This is a genomic window from Acinetobacter sp. 778_lipA, assembly GCF_058242985.1.
In genome coordinates, this window is the sequence record NZ_JBZAYT010000001.1 from 3,721,943 (window position 1) to 3,736,221 (window position 14,279).

At 34.2% G+C, this 14,279-nt stretch carries 16 protein-coding genes; 7 read left to right on the forward strand and 9 right to left on the reverse strand.

The window, feature by feature from the left end; all coding sequences use genetic code 11:
• Positions 1-145 precede the first annotated feature (145 nt).
• The 4 genes from AC4CUY_RS17580 to AC4CUY_RS17595 form a co-directional block, all read right to left on the reverse strand.
• On the reverse strand, positions 146-853 hold the full coding sequence (locus tag AC4CUY_RS17580; protein WP_483770642.1) for a hypothetical protein: 708 nt from the start codon (positions 851-853) through the stop codon (positions 146-148).
• Entirely contained in the window at positions 831-1,538 is a 708-nt protein-coding gene (locus tag AC4CUY_RS17585) for a hypothetical protein (protein WP_336954326.1), read from the reverse strand. Before AC4CUY_RS17585 ends, AC4CUY_RS17580 begins: the two co-directional genes overlap by 23 nt.
• Positions 1,539-1,604: 66 nt before the next feature.
• Positions 1,605-2,288, reverse strand: a complete 684-nt coding sequence (locus AC4CUY_RS17590; protein ID WP_335954537.1) for a hypothetical protein — start codon at positions 2,286-2,288, stop codon at positions 1,605-1,607.
• 7 nt (positions 2,289-2,295) lie between these two features.
• Complete coding sequence (locus AC4CUY_RS17595) at positions 2,296-2,529, reverse strand: hypothetical protein (RefSeq protein ID WP_490774514.1); 234 nt, start codon at positions 2,527-2,529, stop codon at positions 2,296-2,298.
• 294 nt (positions 2,530-2,823) lie between these two features.
• On the opposite strand from AC4CUY_RS17595, the gene AC4CUY_RS17600 reads away from it, so the two are divergent.
• The gene (locus AC4CUY_RS17600; RefSeq protein WP_284887794.1) at positions 2,824-3,249 is read left to right on the forward strand and encodes a hypothetical protein; all 426 of its coding nucleotides are present in this window, start codon (positions 2,824-2,826) and stop codon (positions 3,247-3,249) included.
• On the opposite strand, the gene AC4CUY_RS17605 is transcribed toward AC4CUY_RS17600, so the two are convergent.
• Positions 3,250-4,275, reverse strand: a complete 1,026-nt coding sequence (locus tag AC4CUY_RS17605; RefSeq protein WP_300044046.1) for an IS1595 family transposase — start codon at positions 4,273-4,275, stop codon at positions 3,250-3,252.
• A gap of 119 nt (positions 4,276-4,394) precedes the next feature.
• On the opposite strand from AC4CUY_RS17605, the gene AC4CUY_RS17610 reads away from it, so the two are divergent.
• The 4 genes from AC4CUY_RS17610 to AC4CUY_RS17625 are packed head-to-tail and all read left to right on the forward strand — an operon-like array spanning position 4,395 to position 7,793.
• Positions 4,395-4,616: a DUF6471 domain-containing protein gene (locus AC4CUY_RS17610; protein WP_120384338.1), complete on the forward strand. Its 222-nt coding sequence runs from the start codon at positions 4,395-4,397 to the stop codon at positions 4,614-4,616.
• A gap of 19 nt (positions 4,617-4,635) precedes the next feature.
• Complete coding sequence (locus tag AC4CUY_RS17615) at positions 4,636-5,745, forward strand: adenine-specific methyltransferase EcoRI family protein (protein WP_120384337.1); 1,110 nt, start codon at positions 4,636-4,638, stop codon at positions 5,743-5,745.
• A 2-nt stretch (positions 5,746-5,747) separates the two neighbouring features.
• On the forward strand, positions 5,748-6,626 hold the full coding sequence (locus tag AC4CUY_RS17620; protein WP_120384336.1) for a hypothetical protein: 879 nt from the start codon (positions 5,748-5,750) through the stop codon (positions 6,624-6,626).
• Positions 6,627-7,793, forward strand: coding sequence for an HNH endonuclease family protein (locus AC4CUY_RS17625; RefSeq protein ID WP_284887784.1), 1,167 nt, complete (start codon positions 6,627-6,629; stop codon positions 7,791-7,793). It abuts the gene before it with no gap.
• 86 nt (positions 7,794-7,879) lie between these two features.
• Here the strand turns inward: AC4CUY_RS17625 and AC4CUY_RS17630 are convergent, their stop codons facing one another.
• From AC4CUY_RS17630 to AC4CUY_RS17645, 4 genes are read right to left on the reverse strand one after another with little or no spacing between them, the layout of a single operon-like run.
• Positions 7,880-8,911: a hypothetical protein gene (locus AC4CUY_RS17630; protein ID WP_490774515.1), complete on the reverse strand. Its 1,032-nt coding sequence runs from the start codon at positions 8,909-8,911 to the stop codon at positions 7,880-7,882.
• Position 8,912: 1 nt separating this feature from the next.
• Complete coding sequence (locus AC4CUY_RS17635) at positions 8,913-9,518, reverse strand: hypothetical protein (protein WP_490774516.1); 606 nt, start codon at positions 9,516-9,518, stop codon at positions 8,913-8,915.
• The gene (locus tag AC4CUY_RS17640; RefSeq protein ID WP_423853065.1) at positions 9,518-10,066 is read right to left on the reverse strand and encodes a DUF4123 domain-containing protein; all 549 of its coding nucleotides are present in this window, start codon (positions 10,064-10,066) and stop codon (positions 9,518-9,520) included. The genes AC4CUY_RS17635 and AC4CUY_RS17640 overlap by 1 nt, the downstream gene beginning before the upstream one ends.
• 1 nt (position 10,067) lies before the next feature.
• On the reverse strand, positions 10,068-12,704 hold the full coding sequence (locus AC4CUY_RS17645) for a type VI secretion system Vgr family protein (RefSeq protein ID WP_490774517.1): 2,637 nt from the start codon (positions 12,702-12,704) through the stop codon (positions 10,068-10,070).
• Positions 12,705-13,130: 426 nt separating this feature from the next.
• On the opposite strand from AC4CUY_RS17645, the gene AC4CUY_RS17650 reads away from it, so the two are divergent.
• Both AC4CUY_RS17650 and AC4CUY_RS17655 read left to right on the forward strand, forming a co-directional pair.
• Positions 13,131-13,397, forward strand: coding sequence for a hypothetical protein (locus tag AC4CUY_RS17650; RefSeq protein ID WP_004724087.1), 267 nt, complete (start codon positions 13,131-13,133; stop codon positions 13,395-13,397).
• A 7-nt stretch (positions 13,398-13,404) separates the two neighbouring features.
• Positions 13,405-14,253 carry a patatin-like phospholipase family protein gene (locus AC4CUY_RS17655; protein WP_490774681.1) on the forward strand — a complete coding sequence of 283 codons (849 nt, stop codon included), beginning with the start codon at positions 13,405-13,407 and terminating at the stop codon, positions 14,251-14,253.
• Positions 14,254-14,279: the final 26 nt, after the last annotated feature.

A 14,279-nucleotide genomic window follows, 5' to 3' on the forward strand; every position in this document is an offset into this window, starting at 1 on the left:
ATAAAAGCTTTAATCTCGTTTAGGAAACTATATTCATAAAGCATCTACTGCTGAGGGGATACGAAATCACCATCACTATTAGTTTTTCTATAATCACCACAGGATGCCGGAAAAGGGACTAAGCAAAAAATCCAAACAAAGAATTTCACAAATTGCATTTTTGAGGAATTCCTTTACTTTGGTAAATATTGAAATAAGTATTATTCTTTGTGAGTTCAGTATTTAATTCTAACCAATAATCCTTAACATTTACTCTCGTCGTCACTAAAAATTCACAATACTCATTCACATTATTTTTTATATTTAAAATATGTTGCTTCATGAGTGAAACATACACCTCTTTTGATTTCCTCTCATCAATCACATTCAGAGCAGAAATAAAACTTGTGGGAACAATCGGATCTGTATTCATTTTTTTAAATCTTTTCCCATTGTATTCAACACTTAACCCTAGACGAATGCTTTTGAGTTGATTAAATTTAGAGTTCGTTGCATAAATCTCAGAAAAGAGATCAGATGTTTGACTGCTATTATTAAAAAAATAAATTTTCTTGGTCGTCAAACCATAGGATAGCACTTCATAGCGTTTACTATGCGAGACTGTATCCCTATTGATATAATCTATTTTTTCAAGGTTCTTTATTATTTCGCCTAAATCTACAGACATTGCTTTTAAATTAAGCTGGTTTACTGGTGCAAATCTTGAGTAATTTATTTCAGAAGATAACGCTGATATTTCTTTATCTTCAAAATTAAAAATTCGATTTTCTACATTCGCTCCAAAACTATAGGATGTCAAAGAAAAACATATCAGGAATACAGTTTTAAATTTAATAATATAATGATTTTTCATAATTTTTATCTGTCATTTTTGTATAGTATACAGTATAAGCAAAACTATTGACTTGACCTTTGCTTACAAACCATTCAGGTTCAGATTCCAAGATAATATGTACACCATTAAAATTCTTTTCAGAAATAACCTTTCTGTACTGATCCCCACCTTGACATCGCCCTTTAGTTAAAAAATTTTCTATGAAGTTATCAAGACTGCTTTTATCTAAAGCTACTGAATTTATTAAAAAAATTTGATCAGAAATTGATTGATCGATATTTTTATGGATATTTTCATCAAATGGAACGAAATTATCACTAGCATAATAATTTGTATTTGGACCTTGTCCTGTAGTTCGTACTTCTAATGTAGACATATGATGATAATTATCTTCAAAATTTTCATTGTGAACTATTCCATTATCAAAACCTTGAGTAGCAGATAATCGATCTATAACTTTTAACTTCAAATAATTTGAATTCATTTCCTTATATTTGCTATATATTTTTTTAAAATTATAGTCCAAATACAAATCATGATTAACAACAAATAAATTAATATCTCTCGATATTTCCTTTACGTCACTTCGAGTATCGCTTTTCTTAGTTTTGTTATTTATCTGGCATAGATGATCTAATGGCTCATTAGGAGCACATGCAAATAGAAAAAAAGAATATATAAAAATAGTTAAAATTTTCCTCATAACTTATTAAGCCTTATCAAAGGTATAAAATTTTTATATGATTTTCAATATCATAGATATAAAACACTAATATATTGATGTCTCATATTTTTTATCCGTTTTCTTTGTAAAATAAATAAAAAAATTCAAACTATTATATTTCCTATTTTTAATTTGTTTTCCATCAGCTTCCAAAACAATGTGCATATCATTTACATTCCATTCTTCTACTTCAGGTTCATTTGAATTACTACATTTTAGTTTTTTTATAAAAGTACTAACTTTACTATTCAAATCTACCCCACCCACTTTATCACCACTTACCACATAAATCTGATCTTTAACCATAGATACAATTTCTTCTTCTAATTGCTCACTATAAGGAACATAGTTATCACTACTAAAAAACATATGATTACCCTTTAAATTACTATTAGCTGAAAGACGAGAAATGTAATCAAAATTCCTCTTCACATTATTATTAACAGTACCATCACTAAAACCTACTTCAGGAGAAAGACTATCTAGAACTTTCAATACTAAATAATGACTATTTAACTCAAAATATCTTTTAACAATTTCATTTTGATCATAATTTAAATAAATTTTATTATTTTCAACAAATGATGATATATCTCTAGCTACTCGAACATCATAGCCATTTTCATTTTTTATATTTTCACTATTTTTTAAACTACAATTATCCTTATTTGAGTCAAATGAGCAAGCAGACAGACTTAAAATTACTACTAATAAAATCAAAAATTTCATAATATCTTTATCCATTGTAATCTAAGCTTCTATCGTTACGCATAAGTAACCATTGATGCCTAAATAAAGCTATTTGATTACCTTTATAAAGCGATTTTTTAGGTGGATCTTCATCAGTATCCTCATAATCCATAAAATTATCGGTAAAACCTTTATGAAAACAATATGGTATATCTTTCCCATTTTGGAATACATGGGATAATCCAAAGCTATGAACTATTTCATGAACTACAGTCTCCAATTCAGTTGCTCCATGATGATAAATAACAACTGAGTTCCCCCATACTTTTTTCCTATTAGATCCTGCTTCAGGTGCAAAAATAGCACTACCTTTTCTATTAAAAATTTGACCATTTTTGGTATATGAACATTGTGTATTTGTAAAAAAAACATATGTAACATCATTAGAATCAGAATTTATTAAACCATTAACTTTTGCATATTTCTGAAATAAAAAGCGCTATTATGTAGCAACCGCACAATAAATAAAACGATTCGCTGTTTACAATAATTCTTTAAAAAAAGGATGAATGAAATGGCTGAATCGCATGTAGTTTCAAGTTTAATTTCAAAACGTGCAGAGTTACTTGGTCAGATCAGCGTACATAAAAAAGAAATTCAACGTATTTCGGCTGCATTATCCCATATAGATCATACCATTAAGCTGTTTTCACCTGAGTTTGATTTACGCACTGTTAAAGCCAAGCGAACCAATCAACGCAATCCATACTTTGCTAAAGGTGAACTACAGTCATTGCTTTTGGATTGCTTGCGAGATTTCAACCAACCGCTAAGTTGTAAGGAAATATCAAGCAGAATTATTGATACTAAACACCTTGTCGATATTCAAGCGAAAGATATAGAGTCAAATGTGGTTGTCATTTTAAGGCGATTGCGTGATAAGGGTGTTGTGAGTTGTATTGATGCGAGTACACGACCTTATTTATGGCAATTGGTCTAATTAACATGCTAGTCGTTCAGTTTTACGCTTATTACCCTGCCAATAGCCACACCAATCTTTATGCGTTGCTGTTTGGGCGCATTTACTCAGAATATCAGTAAAGATTTCACCATTTGACCATCTGCGAGTATCTTCACGATAAGCTGCTTCATTGGCGTAGTTGGCAAGGTACATCACGCCAAACTTGTGCATTTGTCCTAACTGCATCCGTCTAAAGCGACTAAAATAACTTTCAGCTAAATTATTGGTAATGCCTTCTTCTGAACAGTATTCATATTGGTGATTCACTCGTTTGGTTGCAAACCGAGCATTGAGTGTATCGTATGCTGTGCTTTCATCAGAATGAATAGTTGAGCCTAGATTAATATGCTCATTTGCAAGCTGATTAATATCCATTTGATTTTCACTATAAATCACGTAGGTTTTGGTTTTATCAGCACCTTGCATATCACTATTTGTTGTTTTTTGGCGTAGCACCATGATACATCGTTTGTTCGGGTTTTGATGTTCAGCTTTGCGTCTATCAATACGATCTTCTTTACGATTTTTAGGTCGAATATGCCCATTAACATACGCACCATCCATGTGAACTTCACCTGAGAGTGATTCATCGTCACGTTGCTCAATCAAGCTTTCACGGATTTTATGTGCTAACACAAAAGCAGTTTTGTATTGCACACCTAAATCCCGACCTAGCTGTAAAGCAGATAAACCTTTAACTGCATTAGCGTAAATGGCAATGGCAACTAAATAGATTTTAAGTGGCAATTTATGGAAAGCGAAGATCGTACCTGATGTTACGCTGAATGTATGGTTGCAGCATTTACACCGCCATTGTCTGCGACCACGAATAAAATAGTGATTATCTTGTGTTTGGCAGTGAGGGCAAATTGGGTGAGCTTTACCCCACCGCATTTCCTTGAATAATAAGAATGCTTGTTCATGCGTGATTTGCATGACCTCGCAGACTGATAAAGTACGTGCCTTAGCTGATAATAAAAAATGTTGCTTAGATTCTTTTTTCATAAAATCACCCATCACAAACACGATATGCTAAATATATTGTAATGTTTTTAATCATCAAATATAATGATTTAAAATATTTTAGCGACATACTATGTCGTTTATTTTTAAGAGGTCAAACCGTGAGTGATGATGAATGGAAAGACTATGCCAAAGGCTTAATTAAGGCAGAAATTGCCCGAAAAAATATAAGCTTGATTGATCTAGCAAAGAAATTAGAATCAATGGGTATATCTGAAACACCGCAAAACATTAGCAATAAGATCAATCGTGGTACATTTGGGGCAATATTCATGCTTCAAATACTCAAAGCGATTGATTGTAAAGACATTCGGTTAATTTAATATAAATTTGGATTTCAATATGAACAGCGTTTTGAAAAATACGAATCTCTCAAAAGCAAGATCAGCTAAAAATGATGAATTTTATACTCAATATGTTGATATTGAAAAAGAAATGAATGCTTACTTAGAATTTGATTCAAATGTATTTAGAGATAAAGTAGTTTTATTGCCCTGTGATGACCCTGAATGGAGTAATTTCACATTATATTTTGCTCAAAATTTTAGTCGGTTAGGCTTGAAAAAACTTATAAGCACAAGTTATGCCCCTAAGAACAAACAAGGTGATCAATCTTATCAACCTTCATTATTTGAAGAAAAAAGCCCTCAATTTGATAGTGATAAATCTACTGCTTGTGGCAAGTTTTTTGAACTAGAAAGCGATATAACTAAAGATGGCGTGGTTGATATTAACGATATTCATTGGCAGTACCTCAAAGGTGATGGTGATTTCAGAAGTGATGAAGTCAAAGCGTTGCGTGATCAAGCCGATATAATTGTAACCAACCCCCCATTCTCCCTATTCCGTGATTTTATTGCATGGATTATGGAGGGTGAGAAAAAATTTGCGATTGTTGGGAATATGAACTCCCTTACTTATAAAGATATATTCCCTTTGATTCAAAAGAATATCGTATGGCTTGGTGCGACAATCAGTAGTGGTGATCGTGAATTTAGAGTTCCTGATAGCTACCCTTTAAATGCAGCAGGGTTTAGGGTTGATAGCGAGGGTAATAAATATATTCGAGTAAAAGGTGTTAGATGGTTTACCAACATTGAACATGGACGTAGACACGAACCATTACAACTAATGACAACCGCAGACAATAAGAGATTTAACTCTAAAATTGAAGGTAAAAATGCTTATCAGTTATACGATAATTACAATGCTATTGAAGTGCCTTTTACCAATGCTATTCCTAGTGATTATGATGGTGTTATGGGCGTACCAATTAGTTTTTTAGATAAATACAACCCTGAACAATTTGAAATTTTAGGCATGGATTTTTATGTAAAAGATGATCTATTAGAAAATATTGCTTTAGCAGAATGGCGTGGAAAATTAGATCGTGCATATCTCAATGGAAAACGCTTGTATTCAAGAGTTTTAATTTGTCATAAGAGAATTTAAGCATGGATATTTACTATGTTGATTGTGTGAATAATACACTTCTGAAAACATCCGATAATAATTTTCTTTGTCACTCATTTTCAAATATTCCATTTAGAATACAAAAAATCACTTTAAGTCCTAACAATGAACGTAGCAAAAATATTATTCAGACTGCTAAATCTAGGTTGAGTTCTATACAATTTAATTCAGCTAGTTCATCAGGAGTTGCTAGGGATGAAATTGAGATTAAATTAAAATCATTTTGTGGATTGATAATAGAACAACTATGTTTTTCTATGCTTACTCACTACAACAAAAATCCCAATGTTGTAATTGAATTGGATAGTGGTAATAACTCTATTGATCAAATAGATTTGAAAATTCATAAGAAATGGCTACAGCATGGTTCGGATGATTATAAATCTCTTACCAAGACAGTAGAGATACGCTCATCTTTTCCATTTAAATCAATTGAAAAAGTTGTTTCCCAAGATTTTGACATACTTGGTGGGTACAAGAATGATATTAAAAAAGGAGAAATTGAAAAAGATTTTTACCTTAGATTCTTGTTTGCCTTAGATTATAAGTCTGATTATTACGTGAAAGAAAATGGAAAAATTCATTATGGTAAAACTACAACTAAAACACTAAAGGAATGTTACTTTGATAATGACTTAAACTTAAAAAGAGAGCTTGTGATTTTTTTCATTGGCGGTGCGACAAACGCAATGATGTTGGATGAAAGCATTGCATATCTAGGTTCAATGACTTCATCAAACTTTAACATCAATCAAAATGCTGAATTTAAGAAAATTAAAGTAAGGAATGGACTAGATTGTATCGCAATCATGCAAATGATGCTGAATGTGATAACAACAGAAGCAAGTCAGGGGAAATAAATGCAAACAAATTTAAATACCAAAATCACGATCAAAGACCTATGCGAAGGCTTTATTTATAACGAACTTGAGGGAAAAGGTTTATTTGGCTTGTCGGGTAAATTGACTATTCAGCCTGAATATCAACGGAATTATATATACGCAGATGGTAAAAAAGACGTAGCTGTTATTCAATCCATTTTAAAGGGCTATCCATTAGGATTAATTTACTTTAATCAGACAGGTGATGATACTTTTGAGGTGTTAGATGGTCAGCAAAGAATCACAAGTATTGGACGGTTTTTAACAGGAAAGTTCGCTATATTTTTTGAAGGTAGCAAAACCCCACAATATTTCCATAGTTTACCTAAAGACCAAAAGCAGAAAATACTAGATACAACGATCTTAGTTTACGAATGCAATGGTACTGAAACCGAAATTAAGGAATGGTTTAAAACTATCAATATATCGGGTGTTCCACTTAATGAACAAGAACTACTAAATGCGGTGTATTCAGGCTCATTTGTTACATTGGCGAAAGCCCAATTCAGCAACTCTCAAAACGCTTTAATTCAAAAATGGAGTAGCTTTGTTAGTGGTAGTGCTATTCGTCAGGATTTCTTAGCTACAGCCCTAAATTGGGTGAGTAAAGGCAATGTTAGTGATTACATGGGGCAGCACCGCCACGACAATCATATAAACGAGCTAACTACTTATTTCAACACTGTTATAGATTGGGCGAGTACCATTTTTCTTAATATTGAAAAAGAAATGAAAGGTTTAGAATGGGGTAGCTTGTACGAAAGCTATAAAACCATTGCTTACAACCCGACTAAAATAGCTGATGATGTTAAAAGACTGTATGCAGACCCTTATGTAAAAAACAGAAAAGGAATTTTTGAATACATATTGGGCGGTGAAACTGATACACGCTTATTGGATGTTCGTATATTTGACGATGCAACCAAGCGAAAAGCTTACGCATTACAAACCAATGACGCTAATCAAAAAAGTATCTCAAATTGTCCGTTATGTGCCAATGGTAACAATGCTAATAAGACAAAGATTTACTTACTCAAAGAAATGGATGCAGACCATGTTCAGGCTTGGAGTAAAGGCGGTGCAACAACTTTAGATAATTGTGAAATGCTTTGCATTACACATAATCGAAGTAAAGGTAATCGTTAGTAATATTGGTTTTGTATAGATTGCTGATAGTTATTTTTAAAGAAGCTAAATTTAATTTGGCTTCTTTCTTATTAAATAATTGATTATTATAATTTTGTGCGGTTGCTACATAATATCGATAAAAAGATTAAATCGTGCTTAAATTCATCATCTAAAGTATTGCTAATTATACTATTACCTAAACTGTTTTTCGTTTGATTTACATAATATTTATTATAAAATCCTTCCAAGTCCCATGTTTTATTTTTATCTAACATGTCCTTTATATTAAAAATTGTATCTCTTACTATTTTAGGTCGTATAAGTGCTTGATTAAAAGATTCATATTTTAAACTATATTCCAATCCTGTACCTGTAGGCCGTTGAACTTTATTTTGATTAAAACTAACATCAACAAAGCATATTTTAGCTATTGGAACTTTATCATTTGCAAAAACGCTCATTTGCCCAACTTCAAAAATATTATTCCCTTTTATTGCTTTTACACTAATTAGAGCACCTTTAGTTGTTGCTCCTTCACAAGATATTCTAATTGCATTTTTAGTACTGTAACTCCACCTAGACTGATCTACCAAATCTGTTTTTTTCCTATTTTTTATGAAAAAAGAAATTGGTAACTCCAGACGATTACTTTTTTCATTACCAGTTGATGTAGAAATTTTTATACATTTTTCATTAGTTTCAAATATTATTTTTGTACCATCATCTTGTAGAGGTACTTCATCATCCCCGACAACTTGGTGAAGTTCAATAGATAATAGTGCATCATCTACATTAATTTTAGAACTTGCATTTTTATCTTTTACCTTAGTTGCAAAAATTGCTAAATGAGATGGGATGTACTCTATACCCCAAGGGGTTATTTTCCGTGTACCATCTATATATACTTTCTTTAAACCACTAATGTAATTTTTATTAATTAACGCAGGCTGCATTTTTCTATTTATTTCAAAAACAGGGAATATGTACTCATCTCTTAACCAATCAAATCCAAACTCTCCCTTATATTCTTTTGTTCTTTTTTGAAAATTATAGGGTCTCCGAAAATGAACTGTAAACTTCCTTAAACACGTTGCACATGAAGCACCCGCTGTAGGACTTGCACCACCAACACCCATCTTAAATCTCCAAATTAATCAAATTTTTTATAAAAACGTTATGATGAAATTCTTTTCCCAATACATACTCTTTATATGATTGGATATCATTGGAATAATTTTCTTGAAGTGAACCCAATAAATCTTTTTGTTTTAAAAACTCTATTTTTTCTGGATAAATAATTGAAAGATTTTCTTGAAGATTGGAATGACTAAAACTGTGATTTAACTGGTCTATTGCTTTAAAAACAAATTTAAAATTATGCCCTAAAACCACACTTTTATAGCTTTCCAAAAGTGTATAAAAAGCATCTACATAGGACACTTGCTCCGCAATATTGTAATGCTGCATTTCATTTTTGAGCCAAAGATATTGCGGATCATTTGTATAATCTATTCCCAAATAAACATGGCTCTTCACCATATATTTGAGTGTATAAATTTGATTGATACCTTTTTCAACATATAGATTGATCAGGCTTTGGACAGGTTCTAATAGCTGATCAAATTGCCCATTCAGTTTAAGGGCTAGGTTTTCTTTTATAATTTCATAGACAAGGTCATATAAAAATTCTTTATTTTGCTCAACATCTAATTCATATAATTTTTCTTGGCTGAGTATGAGCATTATGCATTCTCCAATACCATTAATTGATTAGAATCTACATCCTGATAATTTCGAATTGAAATGATCCATTTTGTAATACCCTCAAAAAACTCATCTTCTTGTTGATCTGTCAGTATTTTATGAATTTTTTTAACAATTCTTGGATCAAACCATCTAAATAATTTTTGTGTACCATCAGGAAATTCTACTGTGAGATAGCGTTTCATCTTTTTAACAAACTGAGTCAAATCCAATGAACTGCATACCAGATTTAAAGCCTGTTCATCTTTCCATGTTTGATGAATAAAGCTAAACCCTTCTTCTTCGAGCATCTCTAAATCATTGATTAAAACAAGTACAGGGGCCACTTCAAAAGGTGCATTGCCCTCCGTTGTACCTGAGAATAATGAATAAAACTCTAACCTTGCGTCATTTCGCCATGTATTGATAAAGTGCAAAGTTTGATCTGAAACTTGCGCTGCATCCAAGATTAAATACATGTTCAAATCATGTTGATCATCTTCGATACAGCTTTTTATATTTTTAAATGGAACAATTTTTCTTTTCATTTTATTTATCAACAAATGCCATTCCAAACTTTGCTGCATCCAACAAACAAGGCTTACAAATATTTTCATAGAATGATGGAAGTGAATAATCGACTTTTGCTCCACCAATAAAACTATGTTGCCCTGCCTTCACTTCGAACTTAGCAGCCGTGGTCACAAATACACCTGAACCATTAATTTTTAATTGAGAGCCACCAGATGTGATAATAATTTCTTTGAGACTCTTGAGCTCAATCATCTCTTCAGTCGAAATGATTTGAATACCTTTGCGTGCAATCACATCTGCACCACCATCTTGTGCTTGGATCTCAACCTTACCTTTCCCAGCAAAAAGTCTTGCACCTTCTTGTGCCGCAAAAAGACTGATCTTTGATTGTGCATGTGCAACTAAATTCTTTTGCGTACTCAGGTTGATACTGTCACCTGCGGTATAACTGATTTGTTTATCCGCAGAAAGATGTAAGTCTTCATTGCTTGCCAATGCGATTGAATTCGGTGCAGCCAAAATCATCAAAGCTTGTTTAAATGCATCCGCTTTGTCTTTTTCACCTTTTTCGATTTGATCAAGAAATTGCTTGAGATTTTCCAATACATCCAGTGGATCAGTTTGCTGATTCTTGGCAACTTCACTTAAAGCCTTAGAATTATTTAGGCTGCTTTCTAACTGACTTTTCGCGGCTGTTGCATCAAGGTGATTGCCTGAAGCTGAATCTTGGCTATAGGTACTCAGTAGTAGGCCTTGCCCTGCACGTACTGCTCCCCATTGGTCTGTTCTTAGTTCAAAGCCTTCGCCTCGTCCTTCACTGGTATCCGTTTCTTTAGGATGACTCAGATTACCAAGGTTAAGTTGACTCGCACCGTGACTGCTTTGTAGCTGGCTGCTGATTTGATCAGTGGTATCATCAAATCTAAGTTGCCCATAGCCACTGCCTTTAACTTCTCGACTTTTGATCCCTGCCAGTTTTTTGGTATCAGGCAATTGGCCTTTGTCATCAAATTTCGTTGGACTTCGTTGCGCTTCATGAATACGCCCCACCACAAATGGTCGGTCAATATTGCCATCAAAGAAATCTATCACAACAATCTCACCAATCCTCGGCAAGAACCGCGCACCATAGCCTTCACCTGCCCACGGGGTCAGTACATCCACCCAAGCGGAATCAGTGTCGTTGTCATTGCTCCCTGCACCACCATCATGACTATGATCTTCATTACGGGTAAATAGGAAGCGAACTTTAATGCGCCCCCATTCATCGACATGGATTTCTTCTCCACTTGGCCCAACCACTTTGGCTCGTTGTGGATGGGTACTAGGACGATGTTGTAGTGGATGGTATTCAGGAACAGTGGTGATATTACGGCGTTGTAGTACCAATTGATTGGCTTGGCGTTCTGGGTTGTTTGAGTCTACATTTGAATTGACCCAATTACTTTGTTGGAGCAAGCGATTGATTTGCTCGCTCAGATCTTTGGGTAAGTTGTTCTGGTTATAGAATGTCTTTGACGTAATCAGAAATTCTTTGTCTGAGCCACTGTGTTGGTCTATTTCTGGGTGTTCGTTTAGCTCAAACCAATACCCCACTTGTGCATCACGTACAGTGGAATTGGCTATAAATTGTTTGGATTGAGCATCGTAATAATGGTTGAGGTTTTGGTTGATCTTTTCAATCTGATTGTTATTTGACGCGGTTGCTTGGTCTTCACCATTCAGGTCTTGAATCCATGCTGGACTAATATGCCAAGCCTGTTCTAAACCAAGACTGGCATTATTCTGGTTTTGACTGTGTTGGTGTTTGCTTTGAACACTGCCTGCACCTTCTTCTTGCTCTAACACATCTGCTTGCCAGCGTTGTACATGGACAGCAGTGGGTTGTAAGCTACGTTGCCCGATAAAGCTGGTGATGCTGTCTTGTTGTTCTGTGGCACTGCTACGATGGAAGCGGATGCTTTTGCGTTCTAGCGCTTTGTATTCGTTATTATCATCCACCAAACGCAGTTTTTGTGGTTGAATTTGAGTCGCAGAACTAGGCACAATCAATTGCGCCTCATCAATCAACCAGTTGATCCCTTCACTGCGCATCAAGCGGCTTAAAAATGCATAGTCACTTTCGTTGCTCTGCATAATGAATGGTCGGATATCGTAATCTTTTTTCAGTCCACTTTTATCGAGGCTTAGACTCGATGCAAAGAGTGGGCTTTTATCTTGCCATTCTTTAAACAGCGTTTCTATCACTTGCACAACCGACTTGTTCATAAACACTCGGCTATTACGGCGTTTATGCCACAGTGAAGTGGCATCTTCGAGTTTGAGCTTATATAACGTCAGCGCGCCATCACTTTGCCCTTGTGCTGCTTCGGTAATCACCCCTGTACTACGAAACAGTTGCCCATGATCTGTGACTTGGTCAATGGCCACTTGGCTACCGATGAATTGTTTAAGCGGAATCGTTGCTGAAGTGGCAAGGCAAATCAGTTCCATAGACACACCTTGGTTTAGACCATGTTGTCCATCGATGCGTTGTAAGAAGACTTGGTTGTTTAAGTCTGTATTGCTAAATTGGATATGCAAAGCTCGTTTTTGTACGTTTAGTCCAAGCTGATCCAATATTTTATAAATGCTATTTACTAAGCTGTTCATTTTAATAATTTATTCGTTTTAATTACCTCTATTATAAATTAATTCTAAAATTTTTCTATTAAAAAAAACAATTTCATTACTAAAAATACTTAAATTCAAATAGATTTTTTGATTAATTGTTGAAAAATTAAATAAATAATATCATTAAAAATGTAGTTTAAATATTCATATATTTCTAATAAATCAACATTATTCATTTCCATAAACACCTAAAATCAAGCTCAAAATAATCTTGTTTATATGCTTGATTTCAATTTTAATCTCAGCCTGCTTGTTATGTCTGATATGTATTCATATGCTGATCAACCCATGTTGTGTTTATATACATAAGCCTCATTTAATTTATGTCTTTTATAGCAATGCCAACTTTACTACTGCTTTATGTTATAAAATAGCTACACATTTCATTCTTTTAGGAATTTTCCTATGAACGATGTTAACTCTCCCAAAAAACCGTTGTGGAAATCTAAAGCCGTGATTTTCGCAACAATCTTTAGCTGTTTATTCCTTGTATTCTTCTATATGGCTGTAACCAATGAACCAGATTATATGCCGAGTCAGCAAAATAAGCAGATAGCGACGCCTCAGACGGAGAATACCGATACAGCACCTCCACATGACACGCAGCAAATGTCGAATGATGAAATGAAAAACATGCCACACAACTCAGCTCAGCCAGAACATGCAAACTAAACAATCTATGATCAATGATTCACGTAATGCGCTTGTCGTAGAAGGTGGTGGTATGCGTGGGGCTTTTACCTGCGGTGTACTTGACGCTTTCCTACAACAAAATTTTAACCCTTTCGATCTTTTTGTTGGGGTGTCTTCTGGTTCAACAAACCTCGCCAATTACCTTGCTCGACAACAAGGTCGCAATATCGAACTCTATTTAGACCATTCACTTCGACCTGAATTTATTCGTTATGCTCGCTTTTTTAAAGGTGGGGATTTATTGGATATGCAGTGGATGTGGGATATTGTCGAGAAAGAGAATCCTCTAGATCAACAGGCCATATTTAGTCAAAATCCTGACTTTTATATGGTGTTGACTCATGCTCGTACAGGTTATCCTGAATATTTACGTGCTGGGAAAGACAATATTATCGATGGATTACGTGCTTCTAGTTCTATTCCCTATCTGACACGACAGGCTGTAGAAATTTTTGGAGAGCCTTATTTTGATGGCGGTGTCGCAGATGCCCTCCCTGTTCAATGGGCAGCGCAACAAGCAAATATTCAAAATCTCTTGGTGATTCGTACCCGTACACAAAATTACTTTAAAGCCAGCAGTAAAGCAGATCAATTCTTGGCAAAATATTTGCTTAATCAACATACTGGCTTTGCAGATAGTCTGAAAAACCGTTGTACTCGTTATAACCAAACTGTCGATTTTATCCGTCAAAATACGCAACAAAGCATTTTGGAAATCTGCCCGCCTGACAATAAAAAGTTAGCAGGCCGTTTATGTAAAGATAAACGCAAGTTGCAATATACCTATGAAGTTGGCTTAGAAAGCGGACAAAAAGCCATAGAAGACTGGAGGTAACGCACACAAAGGCTAAAAGCGAAATT